General features: G+C 61.5%; 20 protein-coding genes. 8 read left to right on the plus strand and 12 right to left on the minus strand.

What is annotated here, in order from left to right; translation table 11 throughout:
* The first annotated feature begins 211 nt into the window (after nt 1–211).
* Entirely contained in the window at nt 212–1,534 is a 1,323-nt protein-coding gene (locus VXM67_RS02360) for a CapA family protein (RefSeq protein ID WP_104881043.1), read from the plus strand.
* A gap of 80 nt (nt 1,535–1,614) precedes the next feature.
* Here VXM67_RS02360 and VXM67_RS02365 read toward each other — a convergent pair whose 3' ends face one another.
* Nucleotides 1,615–2,034: an RcnB family protein gene (locus VXM67_RS02365; RefSeq protein ID WP_023377944.1), complete on the minus strand. Its 420-nt coding sequence runs from the start codon at nt 2,032–2,034 to the stop codon at nt 1,615–1,617.
* A 130-nt stretch (nt 2,035–2,164) separates the two neighbouring features.
* A complete protein-coding gene (locus tag VXM67_RS02370) occupies nt 2,165–3,472 on the minus strand; it encodes a sigma-54-dependent Fis family transcriptional regulator (RefSeq protein ID WP_023377945.1) in 1,308 nt (435 codons plus the stop codon).
* A gap of 235 nt (nt 3,473–3,707) precedes the next feature.
* On the opposite strand from VXM67_RS02370, the gene VXM67_RS02375 reads away from it, so the two are divergent.
* From VXM67_RS02375 to VXM67_RS02385, 3 genes are read left to right on the plus strand one after another with little or no spacing between them, the layout of a single operon-like run.
* The gene (locus tag VXM67_RS02375; protein WP_027906648.1) at nt 3,708–4,592 is read left to right on the plus strand and encodes an MBL fold metallo-hydrolase; all 885 of its coding nucleotides are present in this window, start codon (nt 3,708–3,710) and stop codon (nt 4,590–4,592) included.
* Between the two features lie 39 nt (nt 4,593–4,631).
* Nucleotides 4,632–5,912 carry an FAD/NAD(P)-binding oxidoreductase gene (locus VXM67_RS02380; RefSeq protein ID WP_186598633.1) on the plus strand — a complete coding sequence of 427 codons (1,281 nt, stop codon included), beginning with the start codon at nt 4,632–4,634 and terminating at the stop codon, nt 5,910–5,912.
* Nucleotides 5,909–6,727: a sulfite exporter TauE/SafE family protein gene (locus tag VXM67_RS02385; RefSeq protein WP_367237480.1), complete on the plus strand. Its 819-nt coding sequence runs from the start codon at nt 5,909–5,911 to the stop codon at nt 6,725–6,727. The genes VXM67_RS02380 and VXM67_RS02385 overlap by 4 nt, the downstream gene beginning before the upstream one ends.
* On the opposite strand, the gene VXM67_RS02390 is transcribed toward VXM67_RS02385, so the two are convergent.
* Nucleotides 6,716–7,603, minus strand: a complete 888-nt coding sequence (locus VXM67_RS02390; protein ID WP_023377949.1) for a LysR family transcriptional regulator — start codon at nt 7,601–7,603, stop codon at nt 6,716–6,718. The genes VXM67_RS02385 and VXM67_RS02390 overlap by 12 nt on opposite strands.
* Before the next feature lie 210 nt (nt 7,604–7,813).
* Between VXM67_RS02390 and VXM67_RS02395 the strand changes: the two genes are divergently transcribed.
* Both VXM67_RS02395 and VXM67_RS02400 read left to right on the plus strand, forming a co-directional pair.
* Entirely contained in the window at nt 7,814–9,460 is a 1,647-nt protein-coding gene (locus VXM67_RS02395) for a GMC family oxidoreductase (RefSeq protein WP_367237481.1), read from the plus strand.
* A gap of 97 nt (nt 9,461–9,557) precedes the next feature.
* Nucleotides 9,558–11,177, plus strand: coding sequence for an MFS transporter (locus tag VXM67_RS02400; protein ID WP_023377951.1), 1,620 nt, complete (start codon nt 9,558–9,560; stop codon nt 11,175–11,177).
* Between the two features lie 211 nt (nt 11,178–11,388).
* On the opposite strand, the gene VXM67_RS02405 is transcribed toward VXM67_RS02400, so the two are convergent.
* The 4 genes from VXM67_RS02405 to glyQ form a co-directional block, all read right to left on the minus strand.
* Nucleotides 11,389–12,159 (minus strand): 1-acyl-sn-glycerol-3-phosphate acyltransferase, encoded by a 771-nt coding sequence (locus VXM67_RS02405; RefSeq protein ID WP_023377952.1) that lies wholly within the window; start codon nt 12,157–12,159, stop codon nt 11,389–11,391.
* A gap of 61 nt (nt 12,160–12,220) precedes the next feature.
* Nucleotides 12,221–12,748: a D-glycero-beta-D-manno-heptose 1,7-bisphosphate 7-phosphatase gene (gene gmhB, locus VXM67_RS02410; protein WP_104881039.1), complete on the minus strand. Its 528-nt coding sequence runs from the start codon at nt 12,746–12,748 to the stop codon at nt 12,221–12,223.
* Nucleotides 12,749–12,751: 3 nt separating this feature from the next.
* Nucleotides 12,752–14,806, minus strand: a complete 2,055-nt coding sequence (glyS, locus tag VXM67_RS02415) for a glycine--tRNA ligase subunit beta (protein ID WP_023377954.1) — start codon at nt 14,804–14,806, stop codon at nt 12,752–12,754.
* Nucleotides 14,803–15,750, minus strand: a complete 948-nt coding sequence (glyQ, locus tag VXM67_RS02420) for a glycine--tRNA ligase subunit alpha (RefSeq protein ID WP_023377955.1) — start codon at nt 15,748–15,750, stop codon at nt 14,803–14,805. Before glyQ ends, glyS begins: the two co-directional genes overlap by 4 nt.
* A gap of 84 nt (nt 15,751–15,834) precedes the next feature.
* Here glyQ and VXM67_RS02425 point away from each other — a divergent pair, with 84 nt between their 5' ends.
* Complete coding sequence (locus VXM67_RS02425; RefSeq protein ID WP_023377956.1) at nt 15,835–16,386, plus strand: DNA-3-methyladenine glycosylase I; 552 nt, start codon at nt 15,835–15,837, stop codon at nt 16,384–16,386.
* Nucleotides 16,387–16,427: 41 nt separating this feature from the next.
* Nucleotides 16,428–17,315 carry a lysophospholipid acyltransferase gene (locus VXM67_RS02430; RefSeq protein ID WP_023377957.1) on the plus strand — a complete coding sequence of 296 codons (888 nt, stop codon included), beginning with the start codon at nt 16,428–16,430 and terminating at the stop codon, nt 17,313–17,315.
* Between the two features lie 86 nt (nt 17,316–17,401).
* On the opposite strand, the gene VXM67_RS02435 is transcribed toward VXM67_RS02430, so the two are convergent.
* The 5 genes from VXM67_RS02435 to def are packed head-to-tail and all read right to left on the minus strand — an operon-like array spanning nt 17,402 to nt 21,936.
* The gene (locus VXM67_RS02435) at nt 17,402–17,719 is read right to left on the minus strand and encodes a tetratricopeptide repeat protein (RefSeq protein ID WP_023377958.1); all 318 of its coding nucleotides are present in this window, start codon (nt 17,717–17,719) and stop codon (nt 17,402–17,404) included.
* A gap of 11 nt (nt 17,720–17,730) precedes the next feature.
* Nucleotides 17,731–19,104 (minus strand): Trk system potassium transporter TrkA, encoded by a 1,374-nt coding sequence (gene trkA, locus VXM67_RS02440; protein ID WP_367237482.1) that lies wholly within the window; start codon nt 19,102–19,104, stop codon nt 17,731–17,733.
* Nucleotides 19,105–19,129: 25 nt separating this feature from the next.
* A complete protein-coding gene (gene rsmB, locus VXM67_RS02445; RefSeq protein WP_027906642.1) occupies nt 19,130–20,440 on the minus strand; it encodes a 16S rRNA (cytosine(967)-C(5))-methyltransferase RsmB in 1,311 nt (436 codons plus the stop codon).
* Nucleotides 20,437–21,369, minus strand: coding sequence for a methionyl-tRNA formyltransferase (gene fmt, locus VXM67_RS02450; protein ID WP_027906641.1), 933 nt, complete (start codon nt 21,367–21,369; stop codon nt 20,437–20,439). Before fmt ends, rsmB begins: the two co-directional genes overlap by 4 nt.
* 60 nt (nt 21,370–21,429) lie before the next feature.
* Nucleotides 21,430–21,936, minus strand: coding sequence for a peptide deformylase (def, locus tag VXM67_RS02455; RefSeq protein WP_011531480.1), 507 nt, complete (start codon nt 21,934–21,936; stop codon nt 21,430–21,432).
* Nucleotides 21,937–22,094: the final 158 nt, after the last annotated feature.

Below are 22,094 nucleotides of genomic sequence, written 5' to 3' on the forward strand. Positions count from 1 at the left end.
TGTTCATGAGAAAGCCTCCCCTTCGGCGGGGGCGTCTGCATGGTAAGCAGCGAGTCACAGCGGCGGCTTCTGAAAAAAAGTGATGCCCATAGCCAAATGAGAGGGTGGCGACTGTCGATAACCGGCAGCTATCGGGATGAACCATATTCAATCTGATGCCACGCGGTCTTGGCCTATAGTCCGGACGGAATTCAACCTTCCGAGGCAGACCATGAAGATTGCCCTGACTGGCGACAGTATCCTGCAGCGCCGTCTGCACAGCCGGGATGACCAGGCGCTGAGCCCTTTGTTCGACCTGATCCGCGCAGCAGACGTGAGCTTCACCAACCTTGAGGTATTGCCCAACGACTTCGCCGGTGATCCCGCGCTAGAAAGCGGTGGCTCGCATTTCGGTGCCCCGTCCTGGGTGCTCGATGAACTGGTCGAAGGTGGCTTCGATCTGTTCTCCACGGCCAACAATCACAGCCTGGACTACGGCATCAGCGGGCTTCATGCGGCCCATGAGCAATTACGCAAACGTGAGCTGCTGTTCGCTGGCACCGGGCGCAACCTGGAAGAGGCCCGCCGACCGGTGTACTGCAGCAAACCGGCGGGTACTGTCGCGTTGCTGGCGTGCAGTTCGACCTACGGCAAGGGTCAGGAGGCCAGCGACCAGAGTCGAGACATGCCTGGCCGTCCGGGCCTCAACCCATTGGGTTACGACACTCTGCATGAGGTCAGTACCGAGCAGATGGCACAGGTACGCCAGCTGATTGCCGACCTGGGACTGGATCGTCTTTACCAGGGGGCGGTGGACCTCGGTTTCGCCCATCCCCTGCCTGACCCGTCGCTCGCGATATTCGGGCCATTCACCCCACTGTTGTTCCGTGAAGGTGCCAATACCCGGCTGCGTACGCTCGCCCGAAAAAGAGACCTGGATGGCATTTTGCGTTGGGTCGAAGAAGCACGGTTGACCTCGGACATTGTGCTGGTCAGCCTTCATGCTCATGAATTGGGCTACAACCCAGCGGGGGAATGGGACCTGGAAGTACCTGCCGAATTCATCCAGCCGGTGGCACGCAAGCTGATCGACGCTGGCGTCGATATCGTCGTAGGCCATGGTCCGCACCTGTTGCGAGGCATGGAGATTTACCAAGGCAAACCTATCTTCTACAGCCTGGGTAACTTCATCGGCCAGAACGAACTGGTCGAACGTCTGCCGGTGGACAGCTATGAGCAGTTCCGCGTAGACCGCCAGCAGACCCCGTCCAAGGTGTTCTTGCAGCGTACCCATAATGGCACGCGCAGTTTCCCGTCCGATGCGCGATTCTGGGAGAGCATTGTGCCGATCTGCACCTTCGATGGCCGCACCCTTACACGCATCGAATTGCATCCAGTGCAGTTGGGTTTTGGCGAAGCCATCCACCGTCGTGGGCGGCCGCGATTGGCCTCAGGACAGCAGGCCAGGGCCATTTTGCAGCGCTTTGCTGCCTTGTGCGCAGGCTTCGATACGCGTCTCGAGGTGAATGGCGACACGGCGCAGGTCGTGCTTTGAGCACGCGATGTTCCACGTGGAACTTATGACATTGCCAACTACAAAAGCCCGCTGATGCGGGCTTTTGTATGCCCGCAAAATCAGTAGCCTGAAAGAACGCTGACGACCACGCCCGTGGCGATCGCTACCAGAACGTAGTCACCGTTCACATACAACCAGCGGTGATCGCGGGGAGGCGCGTACAGGTGACGTGCACGCCAGTCGGTTACCCAATAGCGGTCGTCGCGGTAGCGTGGCTCTACGACATAGCCACGATGCCATTGGCGATGCGGCATCGGCATGCCTGCATCGGGTCGGAAGTTCGGGTTGTGGTAGGCCGGGTATCGACCATTGTCATGTTGGTCATGTCGTTCGGGTTGGCCGTGGTGCGGATCGAACTGATGGGATGGGCCAGGGCCACCGTCGTGACGGTCAGGGCCAGGTGGGCCCGGCTGAGCGAAACTGGCCAAGGATGCGCTGAACGCAAGCGCGGCGCAGACTGCGGTCAGGGTTTTCTTCATGTGCGGATTCTCTGCTGGTTAACGCCCGGCGATGTCCTGCTGTGCGCCTGGTGCGGTTAACTGATCAGACCATGGTTTGTTCCAATTAATGTCAGGACAGTGGTAAAGATCCGGTAAAGTTCGCCTCGCCCTAACTGAGGCCGAGCGCTTTCAACCGTCGATACAAGGTTCGCTCACTCAGGCCAAGATGACGGGCCAGTTCGCTACGTGGCCCTTTGAATTGTTCCAGCGCTTGGGCCACTTCACTCAGGTCGTTGCGCCCTCGCCCACTGTTGACATTGACCTGCTGCGGCACCACATCCTCTGGCAGGTGCTCAGGTCGGATCAGACCATCATCGGCAAATAACCGGGCCCTCTCCAGAATGTTGCGCAGTTCGCGGATGTTGCCCGGGAACGCATGCAGGCCAAGCTGCTTGAGCGCCTGCTCGGTCAAACTTGTCGGCTTGCCACTCATGCGCTGCAGCAGGCTCTCAGCCAGCAGAGGCAAATCCTCCACACGTTCGCGCAACGCCGGCAGCCGGATCGGGAAACCACTGATGCGGTAATAAAGATCTTCCCTGAACGTACCCTCCGCCACCATCTTCTTCAGCGGTTTATGGGTCGCCGACACGAGGCGGAAATCTGAATGCACGGTGCGCAGGCTGCCGACCGGTCGAAAGCTCCCCGACTCGATCAAGCGCAGCAGTTTGACCTGCATCGCCAACGGCACCTCGCCGATTTCATCGAGGAACAGCGTGCCACCGTGGGCCGCCTCGGCCAAGCCGATCTTGCGTTGATTGGCACCCGTGAAGGCGCCCTTCTCGTAACCGAACAGCTCACTTTCGAACAGTGATTCGGTCAGACCGGTGCAGTCAACGACGACCAGCGGGCCATTGGCGCGCGGGCTTCCCATGTGTATGGCCCGTGCGAACAATTCCTTGCCAGTACCCGACTCGCCCTGCAGCAGTACCGGAATTTGCGCAGGGGCCGCACGCTGCAGGCTGGCCAAGGCGGCCTTGAAGGCTGGCGCTCGGCCGACCAACCCCTGTTGTTGAGGTTGTGCAGATGCCAGCGTGATGGTGGTGAGCCGTTCGACGAAGGCCACGACATTGCCCTGTTCGTCGAGGATCGGGCGCAGCTCCACATCCACGTGTTCAGGGCCACGCGGCGTGTGATGGATGTGCAGCACACGCTCTGGCACTTTGCTGTCCAATGCCTTGCGCATCGGACAGTGTTCACCGGCTTGGTCACAGGGCACGGCATAGTGATGCGAGACGCGGTGGCACTTCTGGCCGACCGGCGCCTGCCCGTCACCGCCGAACTGACGGCGATAGGCTGCGTTGGCGGCGAGAATGTTGTAGTCGGTGCCCAGCACGATGGTTGGCAGTACATCGTGTTCGAGGTAGGACACCAGCGCGAGAATAGCCGGATGGGAGGCTGTGGCGTGAAGCTCAGACATGGGGGCACCGATGGATTGACCTGCCGCAGAGTAGCGAGGTCTGCCAAATACTGCCATTAGCTGACAGTCGACTGCCACAACCACTGTCACCCGTTCGTCTGCCAGTCCCGCAAACCCAATGAATACGCGGGATCGACCACAAAACCAGGGCCAAATCTTCTGGCATGCATCTTGATAAACCTCCAATCACTGCCTACGCCTCATATAAGGCGCGGTGGATTATTTGGAGAACGTGATGATCATCGGCAACAACCTTCACGTGGAAGCCTTCTTCGATGAGGCGACCTCGACCATCAGCTATCTGGTCCTGGACAACGAGACGCTTCAGTGCGCGTTGATCGACAGCGTTCTGGACTACGACCCGAAGTCTGGACGTACCTGCACGGCGTCGGCCGACCGTTTGATCGACCGGGTAAAAGCACTGAATGCCAAGGTGCAGTGGATTCTGGAAACCCATGTGCACGCCGATCATCTTTCCGCGGCGGCTTACCTCAAAGAGAAACTCGGTGGCCATACCGCCATTGGTGCGCACATTACCCAGGTGCAGAAAGTCTTCGGTGCGCTGTTCAATGCCGAATCGGATTTCGCCCGGGACGGTAGCCAGTTCGATGTGCTGTTCAAGGACGAACAAGGTTTTCGCATCGGCAACTTGCAAGCGCACGCTCTGCACACCCCTGGGCATACCCCGGCCTGCATGAGCTACTTGGTCGAGGACGCGGGTGAGAAAGCATTGTTCGTCGGCGACACATTGTTCATGCCGGACTACGGGACAGCGCGTTGCGATTTTCCAGGTGCCAACGCACGTACATTGTACCGCTCCATTCGCCGCCTGCTTGCCTTCCCAGATGAGACCCGCCTGTTCATGTGCCATGACTACCTGCCGGGGGGGCGGGAAATGCGCTACGTCACTACCGTGGCTGAACAGCGCGCCCACAACATCCACATTCACCAGGGGGTCGATGAGGACCACTTCGTCGCCATGCGCGAAGCCCGCGACAAAACCCTGGAAATGCCTGTGCTGATCCTGCCTTCGGTGCAGGTGAACATGCGCAGCGGCCATTTTCCCAAGCCCGAAGACAACGGGGTGAGCTACCTGAAGATTCCGCTGAACAAGCTCTGATCGTCTTTGCCCATAACCAGATTTCCAGGACGTACCGCCATGCCTGCCTTGCTGTCCCCCGCCAAAACATCCAATGCGGATCACCACAAAGTGGTGATCGTCGGTGCCGGAGCTGCCGGTATCGCCACTGCCTCCAGTCTCATCAGCCGCGACCCATCGCTGGATATCGCCCTGATCGACCCCGCCGATGTTCACTACTACCAGCCTGGTTGGACGATGGTGGGCGCTGGTGTATTCAAGTCGACCAGTACCGCGCGCACCATGGCTTCGACCATCCCCCGAGGTGTGCGGTGGATCAAGGGGCGAGTCGAAGGCTTCGACCCTCAGGCGCAGCTGGTCATTCTCGAAGACGGCCGTGCCGTCAGCTACGAACAACTCGTTGTCTGCCCAGGCCTGAAACTCGATTGGAGTGCCATCGAAGGGCTGAGCGAAACCTTGGGTCGAAACGGGGTGACCTCCAACTACCGATACGATCTGGCTCCCTACACCTGGTCGCTGGTGCAGAACCTCAAGCAAGGTCGTGCCTTGTTCACCCAGCCACCGATGCCGATCAAATGTGCCGGCGCGCCGCAGAAAGCGTTGTACCTGTCCTGTGACCATTGGCTTCGCAATGGGCAGCTGGGTGATGTGAAAGCCAGCTTCTTCAATGCTGGCGCGGTGCTGTTCGGGGTCGCCGACTATGTCCCTGCGCTGATGGCCTACATCGACAAGTACGGCGTTGATCTCAATTACTCGCATCGACTGGTGGCGGTGGACGGGCCGAACAAGCGCGCCACTTTCATTCGCACATTGCCTGACGGTAGCAGCGAAAGGCGCACCGAAGCCTTTGACATGCTGCACGTGGTGCCCCCACAGGTCGCTCCGGACTTCATTCGCAACAGTCCGTTGGTGGATGCGGCGGGTTGGGTCGATGTCGATCCCCATACCCTTCGTCACCGCTCGTTTGGCAATATCCACGCCCTTGGCGATGTCGCCAACACCACCAACGCCAAGACTGCCGCCGCCGCCCGCAAGCAGGCGCCGGTCGTGGCCAACAATGTTCTGGTAGCGTTGGGCAGGCTCGGCACCCTTGCCCAATACGACGGCTACGGCTCCTGTCCATTGACCGTCGAACGCGGCAAGATCGTGCTTGCCGAATTCACCTACGGGGGCAAGGTTGCTCCAAGCTTCCCCCGTTGGCTGCTCGATGGTCGTCAGGCAACCCGTCTGGCCTGGCTGCTCAAGGCAAGGGTACTGCCGCCTCTTTACTGGCAAGGCATGCTCAAGGGGCGTGAATGGCTGGCACGGCCTCAGCCGCTGGTGGTCGAGGGTACGCGGTGATCGAGCATCAACTGTTGGGCGCTGGGTTGGGCGCAATCATCGGTGGAGTGTTGGCACTGACCGGCGCGGGCGGCGGTATCCTCGCGGTGCCGCTGCTGGTGTTCGGCCTTGGCCTGTCGATGGTCGAGGCCGCGCCTATCGGCTTGCTTGCCGTAGGGCTCGCCGCATCCGTGGGGGCCGTGCTCGGCCTGCGCGAGGGGCTGGTGCGTTATCGCGCCGCACTGTTCATTGCCCTGATCGGTATCGCTGCTGCACCCCTTGGGCTGATGCTCGCGCATCGCTTGCCCAACACGCCGTTGGCACTGACCTTCGCCGGGGTACTGGTGTACGCCTGCCTGCGCATCTGGCGCAAGGCCAGCAACGAACTGCGTGGCGAGCACAATGATGCTCATCGATACATCGAACCGTGCGTGCTCAACCCATTGCAGGGCCGCTTGCGCTGGACGCTGCCGTGCGCCCGTGCCTTGGCCATGACGGGGGCATTGTCCGGGCTGCTGTCGGGCCTGCTTGGTGTGGGCGGGGGCTTCGTGATCATTCCCGCCTTGAACCGTTACACCAATCTGCGCATGAAGAGCATTGTCTCGACATCGCTGGCGGTAATCGCCTTGGTGTCCGCGGCAAGCGTTGTCAGCGCCAGCCTGGCAGGGGTGATGCAGTGGCGGTTCGGTGCTCCGTTCGCCATCGGTGCGGTACTTGGCTTGTTGCTGGCGCGGCCACTGGCGGCCAGGCTTGCCGGGCCGCGCCTGCAGCAGATGTTTGCCGTGGCCGGCTGGTTCGCGGCCCTGCTGTTGGCCGGTAAGGCGCTACTCGGCTAACAGCTCGGCTTGTTCCGCAGCGCACAGCGCCAGCAGGTAGTCCCAGACCACCCGCAGGCGCACCGACTTGTGCAGCTCCCTGCGCGTGCAGATCCAGTAGCTGCGCTGGATGGTCTCGGTGGGTAATAGGCGGACCAGCGTCGGGTCGTGGCGGGCCATGTAATTGGGCAGCACGGCGATGCCCAAGCCTGCGCGGGCGGCATGCTGCTGGGCGATCACGCTGGTGCTGCGAAAGACCACGTTGGGCGCACGGCAGAAGCTGTTGAGGAACAGCAGTTCCTGACTGAACAGCAAGTCATCGACGTAGCCAATCCAACTGTGACGAGCCAGGTCATCGCGGTTTCGCAGCGGTGGCGCCCGGTCGAGATAGTTTTGGCTGGCGTAAAGGGCCAAGCGGTAGTCGGTGAGCTTGCGGGTAATCAGAAGGTCGGCATTGGGCCGCTCCAGGTGGATGCTGATTTCAGCTTCGCGGTTGAGGATGCTGACAAAGCGCGGTACTGCCACCAGTTCAACTTCCAGGCCTGGGTATCGTTCGAACAACGCGTTCATGCGTGGGGTGAAGAACATGATGCCGATGCCCTCAGTCACCCCAAGGCGGATCTTGCCCAACGGTGTAATGGCCTGGGTGATTTCTTCCTGCGCCAGCAGGGCGACATTCTCCATGGCTTCGGCGTGCTTGAGCAGGGCCTGGCCGGAACTGGTCAGTTCATAGCCCTGGGCGTGCTGCACGAACAGCGGCGTGCCAAGGCTTTTCTCGATGCTTTCGATATGCCGGGCCACGGTGCTGTGGGTAGTGTTCAGACGCTTGGCGGCGGTGAGCAGCCGGCCGCTGCGCTGCAACTCGAGGAAAAACCGCAGATCATTCCAGTCGAACATGCTTGTCCTTTCAGGCCGTCCGTTGTGGCCTATTTGCGGGTGAACCCGCTCCCACGGATACAGCGGTGCTTTTCGGGGCAATGCAAGCGACCCGCACAGGCATTGCGTTGAACGAAAACGCACAACCGCTGCGTGAAATCTCGTGTTTCCTCGTCGAAATTAATCAATAAGATGTAGGACGACAAGAACAATAATCAGGCGAGGTTTCACATGCCATCAGCCGATTCTGTCTTCGACTACGTGGTCGTTGGGGCCGGTCCTGCCGGTTGCCTGCTGGCCAATCGTTTGTCGGCCAACCCCTCCTGCCGAGTGCTGTTGCTTGAAGCCGGTGGGCGCGACAACTACCCCTGGATCCACGTCCCTGTCGGTTATCTCTACTGCATCGGCAACCCGCGCACCGACTGGTGCTTCAAGACCGAGGCGCAGTCCGGCCTGGGGGGGCGCAGCCTGGGTTACCCTCGCGGCAAGGTGCTGGGTGGTTGTTCCTCGATCAACGGCATGATCTACATGCGTGGCCAAGCCGCCGACTACGACCACTGGGCCGATCAAGGCAACGAAGGCTGGGCATGGAAGGATGTGCTGCCACTGTTCAAGGCCAGTGAAAACCATTTTGCCGGCAGCACTGATCACCATGGTGCCGACGGTGAGTGGCGCGTCGAGCGCCAGCGCTATAGCTGGCCTATCCTCGATGCCTTCCGCGATGCGGCTGAGCAGAGCGGCATCGGCAAGGTCGATGACTTCAATACCGGCGACAACCAAGGCTGTGGATACTTTCAAGTCAACCAGCGCAGTGGTGTGCGCTGGAATGCATCCAAGGCCTTTCTGCGGCCAATCAAGGATCGCCCCAACCTGACCGTGCTGACCGATGTGCAGGTCGACCAGGTGTTATTGAACAATACCCGTGCTCGGGCGGTGAAAGCGCAATGGCAGGGTGCTTGGCACGAGTTCTCCGCAGGGCGCGAGATCATTCTTTGTGCCGGTGCCGTAGGCTCTCCTGGCATCCTGCAGCGCTCAGGAATTGGCCCGCGCAAGCTGCTGGAAAGCCTCGGTATCGGAGTTCGCCACGATATGCCTGGCATCGGCGGCAACCTGCAGGACCACCTGCAGCTGCGCCTGATCTACGAGATCCGCAATACCCGTACCCTCAACCAGATGGCCAACAGCCTTTGGGGCAAGCTGGGTATGGGCTTGCGCTATCTCTACGACCGCAGTGGCCCGTTGGCCATGGCACCGAGCCAACTGGGGGCCTTTGTACGCTCGAGTCCTGAGCAGGCCACCGCCAACTTGCAGTATCACGTGCAACCCCTTTCGCTGGAGCGCTTCGGCGAGCCGCTGCACCGTTTCCCGGCTTTCACCGCGTCGGTGTGCAACCTGCGCCCAGCAAGCCGTGGACGCATCGACATCCGCTCTGCCGACATGAACACGACGCCGCTGATCGACCCCAACTACCTCAGCGACCCCGAAGACCTGCGCGTCGCCGCCGATGCCATTCGCCTCACCCGGCGCATCGTCCAGTCCCCTGCCCTGGCCGCATTCGAACCCCGCGAGTATCTGCCCGGTCCGGCCTTGCAAACCGAAGAAGAACTGTTCGAAGCCGCTGGCAAGATTGGCACCACCATCTTCCACCCGGTCGGTACCTGCCGCATGGGCAATGGCCCGTTGGACGTTGTGGATAACCAGTTGCGCGTTCATGGCATCCCCGGGCTGCGCGTGGCGGATGCGTCGATCATGCCGCAGATCACCTCCGGCAATACCTGTTCACCCACTCTCATGATCGCCGAGAAGGCGGCCCAACTCATTCTCAAGGGGGCTACCACCCAGACCAGCTTCAACGAAGACGCAATACCGACGCCCTGACCCGGGTGCGTGCAGTACCGGCAGCTTGCGGTCAGAGGCTGCCGACAGTGGAACAACAAGAATAATCACTGTGGCCTTCGGGCCGAGGACAGCAACGATGTCGGATTACATTCAAGAGCAGGGGGCGGCGGCCAGCAGCTCCAGTGGCCGTGAGGAACGCAAGATCATTTTCGCGTCATCCCTCGGGACGGTGTTCGAGTGGTATGACTTTTTTCTCTATGGTGCACTGGCAGCGGTCATCAGCAAGCAGTTCTTCGCTGGGGTGAACGACACTACCGCCTTTATCTTCGCTTTGATGGCCTTTGCCGCCGGCTTCCTCGTTCGGCCTTTCGGTGCGCTGGTGTTTGGCCGTCTGGGTGACATGATCGGTCGCAAGTACACCTTCCTGGTCACCATCGTGCTAATGGGCTTGTCGACATTCGCTGTCGGCCTGCTACCCACCTACGCCAGCATCGGTATCGCTGCCCCGATCATTCTGGTGGTATTGCGCATGCTCCAGGGCCTGGCCCTGGGCGGCGAGTACGGTGGTGCAGCCACCTACGTGGCCGAGCACGCGCCACCTGGCAAGCGCGGTTTCCACACCGGTTTCATACAGTCCACCGCCACCCTTGGGCTGCTGCTGTCGTTGCTGGTGGTGCTGGCTAGCCGTTACATCAGTGGGGATCAGTTCGAGACCTGGGGCTGGCGCCTGCCCTTCCTGCTGTCGATCTTCCTCCTGGCCATTTCCACGTGGATTCGCATGAGCATGCACGAGTCGCCTGCTTTCGTGAAAATGAAGGCCCAGGGCAAGGTCAGCAAGTCGCCGATTCGTGAGTCGTTCACCTCCTGGCCAAACCTCAAGGTGGTGCTCACAGCCTTGTTCAGCATCAACGCGGGTCAGGCGGTGACCTTCTACACCGCGCAGTTCTACGTGCTGTTCTTCATGACGCAGATGCTCAAGATGGACCCTGCTCAGGCCAATACCCTGCTGATCATCAGCGTGGTGATCGGTGCGCCATTCTTCGTGTTCTTCGGCTGGTTGTCGGACAGGGTTGGGCGCAAGCCGATCCTAATGCTGGGCCTGCTGCTGGCCACGGTGCTGTATTTCCCGATGTTCAAAGCGCTAAGCCACTACGCCAACCCGCAAATCGACGCGGCCAGCCGCCAGGCGCCGATTGTGGTCACAGCGGACCCGAAAGGTTGCACCTTCCAGTTCGACCCGGTCGGCAAGGCGCGTTTCGACAGCCCATGCGACAAGGTCAAGACCTTCCTGGTCAAGCAAGGCCTGCCCTACAGTTCGGTGAATGCGCAGGGTACCGAGGTGGTGGTGAGCATTGGTGACAAGACCATCAGCGGCTTCGACGAAGCGGCCATGCGTGCTGCGGTCGAACAGGCGGGCTACCCGGCCAAGGCTGATCCAGCCAATGTTAACCAGGTGATGGTCGTGGTGCTGATCGTGGCGATGATCCTGATCGCGACCATGACCTACGGCCCACTGGCAGCCGTGATGGTCGAGCTGTTCCCGACCCGCATCCGCTACACCTCGATGTCCCTGCCCTACCACATCGGCAACGGCTGGTTTGGCGGCTTCCTGCCCACGGTGTCGTTCGCGTTGGTGGTATACACCGGGGATATCTTCTACGGCCTTTGGTACCCGGTACTGGTGACAGGGATCAGCCTGGTCGTGGGGATTTTCTGCCTCAAAGAGACTAAGGATGTGGATATCGACAAGGTCTGAGGTGTTTCACGGGCCCTGCCGCTGACAAGACGGCTGGCCTGCAAGGCTCATAAAAAAACCGGCTGTAAAAGCCGGTTTTCTTATACCTCGAAAAAACTTATGCACGATTTTCAGAAAAATGTCATACACAAAAATAAATAGCTAATTCAATAACTTAGCATCTATTTGAAGCATTCCATCCAAAAATTGCACACAAGTTATCCACAGATCGTCAGGCGATCTGCTCTTGGGCTTTTTCATCTGCTGGCGGCAGTGAACCCATGGCACGTTGGGTCGCTTCATTCCACGCGGCTGCGCGGTCATTGAGCTCGGCGATGGCACGCGGGCCGGTGCCATTGGCATACATTGGCTCGCCAATCACCACCTCGATGGTGCCCGAGCGTTTACCCCAGCCTTCCTTCGGCCAGAACTTGCCGGCGTTATGTGCGATCGGCAGCACCGGCAGGCCTGCGTTGACCGCCAGTGCGGTGCCGCCACGGGAGAACTTGCCGACCGTACCGAAGGGCACGCGGGTCCCTTCCGGGAAGATCAGCACCCATACCTTCTGCTTGAGCAGCTCATCACCTTTGCTTGCAACCTGGCGCAAGGCTTCCTTGGGGTTGTCGCGGTCGATGGCGATCGGCCGCAGCATGGCCATGGCCCAGCCAAAGAACGGGACGTACAGCAGCTCACGCTTGAGCACCTGGCTCAGTGGCGAGAAATAGGCGGACAAGAAGAACGTTTCCCATGTGCTCTGGTGGTTCGACAGGATCACGCAGGGCTCATTCGGCACGTTCTCGGCACCGGTGACCTTGTAGCGAATGCCCAGGATCACTTGCGCCAGCAGCACGGCGAAACGGCACCAGTAGACGTTGATGAAGCGATAGCGCTTGGGGAACGACAAAAATGGCGCGATGAAAAAGCTCAGGGAGCACCACAACAGCGAACTGGTGCCCAGCAGCAGGTAAAAAAGAAAGATTCTGATCGCCTGCAGGATCGACATAGTGGCATGTACCGTTGCGGGGCGCGCCCGCCTGAGAAAAATGCGCCCGAAGGCGCACTGTTTAAATTAGTTCTCTGGCGATAGCAGCCAGATCGTCGAAAATCAGTGTAGTTTCCGGCACACCCTTTTCCAGGGTCCGCTCGCCCTTGCCGGTTTTCACCAACACGGGTTGTGCACCGACGGCCAGGGCGGCCTCCAGGTCACCTTTGCTGTCGCCGATGAACCAGACGCCGCGCAGGTCGGCCTGGTAGTGCTCGGCGATCGCCCGCAGCATGCCAGGCTTGGGCTTGCGGCAATCGCAGCCTTCGTCCGGCCCGTGCGGGCAATACACGATATGACCCACTTCGCCACCCAGTTCGGCCACCAGCGCGCGCAGGCGGGCATGCATGGCTTCAAGGGTTTCCAGCGGGTAGTAGCCGCGGGCAATGCCGGACTGGTTGGTGGCCACGGCCACCGTCCAGCCGGCTTTGCTCAACTGCGCGATAGCCTCGACCGAGCCGGGAATCGGAATCCACTCCTCCAGCGACTTGATATAGGCGTCGGAGTCGTAATTGATCACCCCGTCACGATCGAGAATCAGCAGTTTCAAGGCTTACCCCAGCAGCGAAATATCGGCAACGCCCAGGAACAGGCCACGGAGGCGGCTGAGCAGGGCATAACGGTTGGCACGGACCTTGGCGTCTTCGGCGTTGACCATCACGGCCTCGAAGAAGGCGTCGACCGGGTCACGCAGGGCAGCCAGGCGGGCCAGTGCTTCGCTGTACTGACGCGCAGCAGCCATCGGCTGCACGGCCTGGTCGGCCTGCTGGATGGCCGAGTACAGGGAGAACTCGTTGGCATTGTCGAAGTACTTCGGTTCGACGTGGTCGGCGATAGCACCTTCGGCCTTGCTCAGCAGGTTCGATACTCGCTTGTTCGCCGCAGCCAGGGCGTTGGCTTCCGGCAGCTTGCGGAAGGCCTGCACGGCCTGTACGCGCTGGTCGAAGTCCAGGGCCGAACCCGGCTTCAGGGCACGCACCGACAGGTAGGTCGAGACGTCGATGCCTTCGTCTTCGTAACGCGCACGCAGACGGTCGAAGACGAACTCCAGCACCTGTTCGGCCAGGCCGGCGGCTTTCACCTTGGCACCGAACTGCTTGACCGCGAATTCGACGGCGGCATTCAGGTCCAGGTCCAGCTGCTTCTCGATCAGGATGCGCAGCACGCCCAGGGCGGCACGGCGCAGGGCATACGGGTCCTTGCTGCCGGTTGGCAGCATGCCGATGCCGAAGATGCCGACCAGGGTGTCGAGCTTGTCGGCGATGGCCACGGCTGCACCGGTCAGGGTCTGCGGCAGTTCGGCGCCGGCGCCACGAGGCATGTACTGCTCGTTCAGGGCCAGGGCGACGTCTTCCGGCTCGCCATCGTTCAGCGCGTAGTAGTAACCGGCGACACCCTGCATTTCAGGGAACTCGCCCACCATCTCGGTGGCCAGGTCGCACTTGGACAGCAGGCCGGCGCGACCGGCACGCGCGGCATCGCCGCCAATCTTGGGTGCGATGAATGCGGCCAGTTTGGAAACGCGCTCGGCCTTGTCGAAGACAGTGCCCAACTGAGCCTGGAACACCACGTTCTTCAGGCGCTCGTTGAAGGTTTCCAGCGGCTGCTTCTTGTCCTGCTTGAAGAAGAACTCGGCGTCGGTCAGGCGCGGGCGCACGACCTTCTCGTTGCCTTGCACGATCTGCTTCGGATCGCGGCTCTCGACGTTGGCGACGGTGATGAAGCGCGGCAGCAGCTTGCCTTCGCTGTCCAGCAGGCAGAAGTACTTCTGGTTGTCCTGCATGGTGGTGATCAGGGCTTCCTGCGGCACTTCGAGGAAGCGCTCTTCGAACGAGCAGACCAGCGGCACCGGCCACTCCACCAGCGCGGTGACTTCATCCAGCAGCGCTGGCGGTACGATGGCGCTGCCTTCCTGCTGCATGGCCAGCTCGGCGGTGCGCTTGCTGATCAGCTCGCGACGCTCGGCGAAGTCGGCCAGTACATAGGCCTTGCGCAGGTCCTCGACATAGTTGGCCGGGGTAGTGATGACCACGTTTTCCGGGTGATGGAAGCGGTGACCACGGGATTCACGGCCGGCTTTCTGCGACAGGATGGTGCACTCGACGACCTGGTCGCCCAGCAGCATTACCAGCCACTGGGTCGGGCGGACGAACTCTTCACGGCTGGCCGCCCAGCGCATGCGCTTGGGGATGGGCAGGTCGTTGAGCGAGTCTTCGACGATGGTCGGCAGCAGGCTGGCAGTGGCCTTGCCTGGAATGTGTTGGGAGAAGCGCAGCTTGGCGCCGCTCTGGTCGATTTCCGACAGCTCTACTCCGCACTTCTTGGCGAAGCCCAGAGCAGCCTGGGTCGGTTGGCCTTCAGCGTTGAACGCCGCCTGAATGGGCGGGCCGTCGATGTTGATGCTGCGGTCCGGCTGCTGCACGTCCAGTTGACGAATCAGCACGGCCAGGCGGCGCGGCGCGGCGTATACCTGCTTGCCGGTGTAGTTCAGGCCCGCAGCCTGCAGGCCTTTCTCGATGCCCGCCAGGAAGGCGTCGCCCAGCGAGGCCAGGGCCTTCGGTGGCAGCTCTTCGGTGCCCAGTTCTACCAGGAAATCTTGAGCACTCATTGTGCAGCCTCCAGCTTCGCCAACACTTCGTCACGCAATTCAGGGGTGGCCATCGGGAAGCCCAGGCGTGCACGGGCTTGCAGATAGCTTTGCGCTACGTCCCGAGCCAGGGTACGTACGCGCAGGATGTAACGCTGGCGCTCGGTCACCGAGATGGCGCGGCGGGCGTCCAGCAGGTTGAAGGTGTGGGATGCCTTCAGGACCATTTCATAAGTCGGCAGCGGCAGCTCAAGCTTGATCAGGCGGTTGGCTTCGCTTTCGTAGAAATCGAACAGCTCGAACAGCTTCTCGACGTTGGCGTGTTCGAAGTTGTAGGTCGACTGCTCCACTTCGTTCTGGTGGAACACGTCGCCGTAGGTCACCTTGCCGAACGGGCCGTCGGCCCAGACCAGGTCGTACACCGAGTCTACGCCCTGGATGTACATGGCCAGACGCTCCAGGCCATAGGTGATTTCACCGGTGACCGGGTAGCACTCGATGCCACCGACCTGCTGGAAGTAGGTGAACTGGGTCACCTCCATGCCATTGAGCCAGATTTCCCAGCCCAGGCCCCAGGCGCCCAGGGTTGGCGATTCCCAGTTGTCTTCGACGAAGCGGATGTCGTGGACCAGCGGATCCAGGCCGATCGCTTTCAGCGAGCCGAGGTACAGCTCCTGGAAGTTGGCCGGGTTCGGCTTGAGCACCACCTGGAACTGGTAATAGTGCTGCAGGCGGTTGGGGTTTTCGCCATACCGCCCGTCGGCAGGGCGACGGCTAGGCTGCACATAGGCGGCGTTCCAGGTCTCTGGGCCGACGGCGCGCAGGAATGTAGCGGTGTGGAAAGTGCCGGCGCCTACTTCCATATCGTAGGGCTGAAGCACCACACAACCTTGCTCGGCCCAGTAGTTCTGCAGGGCGAGGATCAGGTCTTGGAAGGTACGCACGGCTGGCGTAGGCTGGCTCACGAAATTCACCTGTATCTGGGGATGCGGATGTAAAGAGCGGGAGTATAACCTGATTCGCCTCTCCCTCTACTCAATTGGAGCCTTATGCCACGCTGCTTTTGGTGTACCGACGATCCGTTGTACCAGGCTTACCACGACCAGGAATGGGGGACACCGCAGCGCGACCCGGCGTTGCTCTTCGAGATGCTTTTGCTCGAAGGGTTCCAGGCTGGGCTGTCGTGGATCACCGTTCTGAGGAAGCGCGAGCGCTACCGGGAGGTGATGTACGGTTTCGACCCGGTTCGACTGGCGCAGATGAGCGACGAGCGGATCGAGGAACTGATGCTCGATACTGGCATCATTCGCAACCGTCTCAAGCTCAAGGCGGCCCGGCGCAATGCTCAGGCCTGGCTGGCTGTGGATAACCCGGCGCAGTGGCTTTGGTCGTTCGTCGGTGGTGCGCCCAGGATCAACCATTTCCAGGCCCGTGAGGAAATCCCGGCCGTGACCGACGAGGCCAAGGCCATGAGCAAGGCCCTGCAGAAAGCCGGCTTCACCTTCGTTGGCCCGACCATTTGTTACGCCTTCATGCAAGCCACTGGCATGGTCATGGACCACACCACCGATTGTGATCGCTACGCCGCGCTGCTGCGTTGAGCGTTACAATGCGCAGCCTTGCTGAAATAAGGAATCTGCCTGTGGAAAAGTTCAAGGGCGCCCTGATGGTCGGGGTGCTGCGACTGTTCGCCAAGCTGCCTTGGGGAGCTGTGCAACGCGTCGGCGCCGGTATCGGCTGGCTGATGTGGAAAATCCCCAATGGGTCGCGCAACGTGGTGCGTATCAACCTTGCCAAGTGCTTTCCGGAGATGGACCCGGTCGAGCGTGAGCAACTGGTTGGCCGAGCGTTGAAAGACATTGGCAAGTCATTCGTCGAAAGCGCCTGCGCGTGGATCTGGCCGCCGCAGCGTTCGCTGGAGCTGGTCAAGGAAGTCCACGGCCTGGAAGTGCTTGAGAAGGCCCTGGCCTCGGGCAAGGGCGTGGTGGGCATCACCAGCCACCTGGGCAACTGGGAGGTGCTGAACCACTTCTACTGCAACCAGTGCAAACCGATCATCTTCTACCGCCCGCCAAAGCTCAAGGCGGTGGATGACCTGCTGCGCGAGCAGCGGGTGCAGATGGGCAACCGTGTGGCGCCTTCGACCAAGGAAGGCATCCTGAGCGTGATCAAGGAAGTACGCCGTGGTGGACAGGTGGGGATTCCGGCCGATCCGGAGCCCGCCGAGTCTGCCGGTGTCTTCGTGCCGTTCCTGGGTACCCAGGCGCTGACCAGCAAATTCGTGCCGAACATGCTGGCCGGTGGCAAGGCAGTCGGGGTATTCCTGCATGCACTGCGGCTACCGGACGGTTCCGGGTTCAAGGTCTTCCTCGAGGCGGCGCCGGAGGAGATGTACAGCGAGGATGTGGCCGTATCGGCGGCGGCCATGAGCAAGGTGGTCGAGCGTTATGTGCGCGAGTACCCGAGCCAGTACATGTGGAGCATGAAGCGCTTCAAGAAGCGCCCGGCCGGGGAAGCGCGCTGGTATTGAGAAGGCGCTCCCCTGTGGATAGGGTTACCTGCGAATGCGGTCTTGGATTTGCTGGCGCGTTCGCGGGTGATCCCCCGCCCACACGGTTACGAAGCCGATGTTTTGCTCAATTTCTTGAGGAACACCGCCATCTCTTTCTCGGCCTGCTTGTCGCCATGGGCCTGCGCCGCCACCATCCCCTCCTCCCAGGCCTTGCGCGCAGCCGCCAGGTCACCCTGCAGCTGGTACGCCTTGCCCAGCAGCTTCCAGGCTGCAGAATACTTCGGGTCTTGCTCCACGCACCGCGCCAAATGAACCGCCGCCTCGGCACCCTTGCCTTCGTCCAGCCAAGCCTTGCCCAGGCCAAACCTGAGCAACGGGTTATCCACACCCTTGGCCAGCATTTTTTCCAGCGATTCGCGCATGCCGTTTCTCCTTAGAAGAAGGTCAAGCCGACGTGGAACAGCTTCTCCACATCACGGATGTGTTTCTTATCCACAACGAACAGGATGACATGGTCGCCCGTCTCGATCACGGTGTCGTCGTGGGCGATCAGCACTTCCTCGTCCCGGATGATCGCGCCGATGGTGGTACCCGGCGGCAGGGCGATGTCTTCGATGGCCTTGCCAACTACCTTGCTCGACTTGGCGTCACCATGGGCAACCGCCTCGATCGCTTCGGCCGCGCCACGGCGCAGTGAGTGTACGCTGACGATATCGCCCCGGCGCACGTGGGCCAGCAAGGTCCCGATCGTGGCCAGCTGGGGGCTGATGGCGATGTCGATTTCGCCGCCTTGCACCAGGTCGACATAGGCCGGGTTGTTGATGATGGTCATCACCTTGCGCGCACCCAGGCGCTTGGCCAGCAACGACGACATGATGTTGGCCTCGTCGTCGTTGGTCAGGGCCAGGAAAATGTCGGCGTCAGCAATGTTCTCCTCCAGCATCAGGTCTTTGTCCGATGCGCTGCCCTGCAGCACCACGGTGCTTTCCAGGGTGTCGGAGAGGTGTCGGCAACGTGCCGGGCTCATCTCGATGATCTTGACCTGGTAGCGACTTTCGATCGCTTCGGCCAGACGCTCGCCGATCTGGCCGCCGCCGGCGATGACCACGCGCTTGTTGGTCTCGTCGATGCGTCGCAGCTCGCCCATGACGGCGCGAATGTCCTTGCGTGCCGCGATGAAGAACACTTCGTCGTCAGCCTCGATCACGGTATCGCCCCTCGGTGTGATCGGCCGGTCACGGCGGAAGATCGCCGCCACGCGGGTATCGACGTTAGGCATGTGCGCGCGGATCTGTCGCAACTGCTGGCCCACCAGCGGGCCGCCGTAGTAGGCCTTCACCGCAACGAGTTGCGCCTTGCCTTCGGCGAAGTCGATCACCTGCAGAGCACCGGGGTGTTCGATCAGGCGTTTGACGTAGTTGGTCACTACCTGTTCTGGGCTGATCAGCACGTCCACCGGGATATGGTCGTTGTCGAACAGCTCTTCACGGGTCAGATAGGAAGACTCACGCACCCGCGCGATTTTGGTCGGGGTATGGAACAGCGAGTAGGCGACCTGGCAGGCCACCATGTTGGTTTCGTCGCTGTTGGTCACCGCCACCAGCATATCGGCGTCGTCGGCCCCGGCCTGGCGCAACACGGAGGGTAACGAGCCGCGACCCTGCACCGTGCGGATATCGAGGCGGTCGCCCAGGTCACGCAGGCGTTCGCCGTCGGTGTCGACCACGGTGATGTCGTTGGCTTCGCTGGCCAAGTGTTCGGCCAGCGTTCCGCCGACCTGCCCTGCGCCGAGGATGATGATCTTCATCCGCTACTCCCTAACCTTTTTTCACTTAGCCACGCGAGGCGGCAATCTTGATCAGCTTGGCATAGTAGAAGCCGTCATGGCCGCCTTCCTGGGCCAACAGCTGGCGCCCGTGAGGCTGGCGCAGGCCGGCCTCGGTCGCCAGGTCGAGTTCACGGGCACCTGGGGTGCGGGTGAGGAAGGCGTCGATCACTTCGGTGTTTTCCGTCGGCAGGCTCGAGCAGGTGGCGTAGAGCAGGATGCCGCCCACTTCGAGCGTCGGCCACAGAGCATCGAGCAATTCGCCTTGCAGAGTGGCCAGGGCCGGAATGTCGTCGGCCTGACGGGTCAGCTTGATGTCCGGGTGACGGCGGATCACGCCCGTGGCCGAGCACGGTGCGTCGAGCAGGATTCGCTGGAACGGCTTGCCATCCCACCAACTGGCGGTGTCACGGGCGTCGCAGGCAATCAGCTCGGCGTCCAGTTGCAGACGGTCGAGGTTCTCGCGCACACGGGTCAGGCGCTTGGCTTCCAGGTCGATGGCCACGACATGGGCCAGGCCCGCTTCGGCTTCGAGCAGGTGGCAGGTTTTGCCGCCAGGGGCGCAGCAGGCGTCGAGCACGCGTTGGCCTGGGGCCAGTTCCAGCAGGTCGGCGGACAGCTGCGCGGCCTCGTCCTGTACGCTGACCCAACCTTCGGCGAAGCCCGGCAGTTGGCGAACATCGCAGGCTTCAGCCAGCAGGATACCGTCGCGGCTGAACCGGCACGGGGTGGCGGCGATACCCGCCTCGGCCAGCAGGCCAAGATAGGCATCACGGCTGTGATGACGGCGGTTGACCCGCAGGATCATCGGCGGATGGGCATTGTTGGCGGCGCAAATGGCTTCCCACTGCTCGGGCCAGAAGGCTTTCAGCGATTTCTGCAGCCAACGCGGGTGAGCGGTGCGCACCACCGGATCGCGCTCCAGGCCGGCGAGGAGTTCTTCGCCTTCGCGCTGGGCGCGGCGCAGCACGGCGTTGAGCAGGCCCTTGGCCCACGGTTTTTTCAGCTTATCGGCGCAGCCAACGGTTTCCCCGATGGCGGCATGGGCCGGAATGCGGGTGTAGAACAGCTGGTACAGGCCGACCAGCAACAATGCCTGCACATCGCAGTCGGCGGCCTTGAACGGCTTTTGCAGCAACTGCGCAGCCAGCAGGTCCAGGCGAGGCTGCCAGCGGGCGGTGCCGAATGCCAGGTCCTGGGTGAGGCCTCGGTCGCGCTCATCGACCTTGTCCAGTTGTGCCGGCAACGAGCTGTTCAGCGAGGCCTTGCCGCTCAGGACAGCGGCCAGGGCGCGGGCGGCGGCCAGGCGTGGGTTCATTGGCCCAACACCTTGCCGCTGGCGAACTTCTCGCGGCGGCTGTTGAACAGGTCACTGAAGGCCAGGGCCTTGCCGCCGGGCAATTGCAGGCGGGTCAGGCTCAAGGCCTGCTCGCCACAGGCGACGACCAGGCCGTCCTTGCTGGCGGAAAGGATTTCACCCGGGGCGCCTTTGCCTGTGGACACGTTGGCGGCCAGCACTTTGACGCTCTCGCCATCCAGGGTGCTGTGGCACACCGGCCATGGGTTGAACGCGCGAATCAGGCGCTCCAACTCGACGGCTGGGCGGCTCCAGTCGATGCGGGCCTCGTCCTTGTTCAGCTTGTGAGCGTAGGTGGCCAGGGCATCGTCTTGTACTTCACCCTGCAGGGTGCCGTCGGCCAGGCCTGCGATGACCTGCACCACGGCCGGCGGTCCCATTTCGGCAAGGCGGTCGTGCAGGCTGCCACCAGTGTCGTCGGCGCTGATCGGGGTAACCACCTTGAGCAACATCGGGCCGGTGTCCAGGCCCGCTTCCATACGCATCACGGTCACGCCGCTCTCGGCGTCTCCAGCCTCCACGGCGCGCTGGATCGGCGCGGCGCCTCGCCAGCGGGGCAGCAAGGAGGCGTGGCTGTTGATGCAGCCAAGGCGCGGGATGTCCAGCACTGCTTGCGGCAGGATCAGGCCATACGCGACCACCACCATCAGGTCTGGCTGCAGTGCCGCCAACTCCGCCTGGGCCTCGGCGTTGCGCAAGGTTGGCGGCTGGAACACCGGAATGTCGTGGGCTACGGCCAGCTGCTTGACCGGGCTCGGCATGAGCTTCTGGCCACGGCCAGCAGGGCGGTCGGGCTGGGTGTAGACGGCCACCACTTCATAGGGGCTGTCGAGCAGGGCCTTGAGGTGTTCGGCGGCAAACTCTGGAGTGCCTGCGAAGACGATGCGCATGGAGTTCTCGCTTCAAAAAAGAAAAAGGCTTGCCGGAGCAAGCCTTCTGGAAGGAATGGATCAGGCTTGCTGGCGGTGCTGCTTTTCCAGTTTCTTCTTGATCCGGTCGCGTTTGAGCTGAGACAGGTAGTCGACGAACAGCTTGCCGTTGAGGTGATCGAATTCATGCTGGACACACACCGCCAGCAAGCCTTCGGCTTCAAGCTCGTAGGGCTTGCCATCCCGGTCCTGGGCCTTGACCCGGACACGCAGCGGACGGTCGACGTTCTCGTAGAAGCCCGGTACCGACAGGCAGCCTTCCTGATACTGACCCATGTCGTGGGTCAGCTCTTCGACCGTGGGGTTGATGAAGACCCGCGGCTCGCTGCGGTCTTCGCTGAGGTCCATCACCACGACTTGCTTGTGGACGTTGACCTGGGTGGCGGCCAGGCCGATGCCAGGCGCTTCGTACATGGTTTCAAACATGTCGTCGATCAGCTGACGCAGGGCGTCGTCGAACTCCGTCACCGGTTTGGCAATGGTGCGCAGGCGCGGGTCCGGGAATTCGAGAATGTTCAAGATGGCCATAGGGTCAGGCAGTCACTGTGCGTTCGGTTGAAAACTGAGCACACATAATAAAGGGAATCGGGGGATTCGGCACCTGGCAAAGCTCGGCTACGGTTTCAGGAGACGACTTCAACGTCATTCGATGGACAGGTTGTCAAAGTATTATCAACAAACTTATC

This window comes from Pseudomonas sp. Rh2 (genome assembly GCF_040762985.1).
Classification (GTDB): Bacteria; Pseudomonadota; Gammaproteobacteria; order Pseudomonadales; family Pseudomonadaceae; genus Aquipseudomonas; species Aquipseudomonas taiwanensis.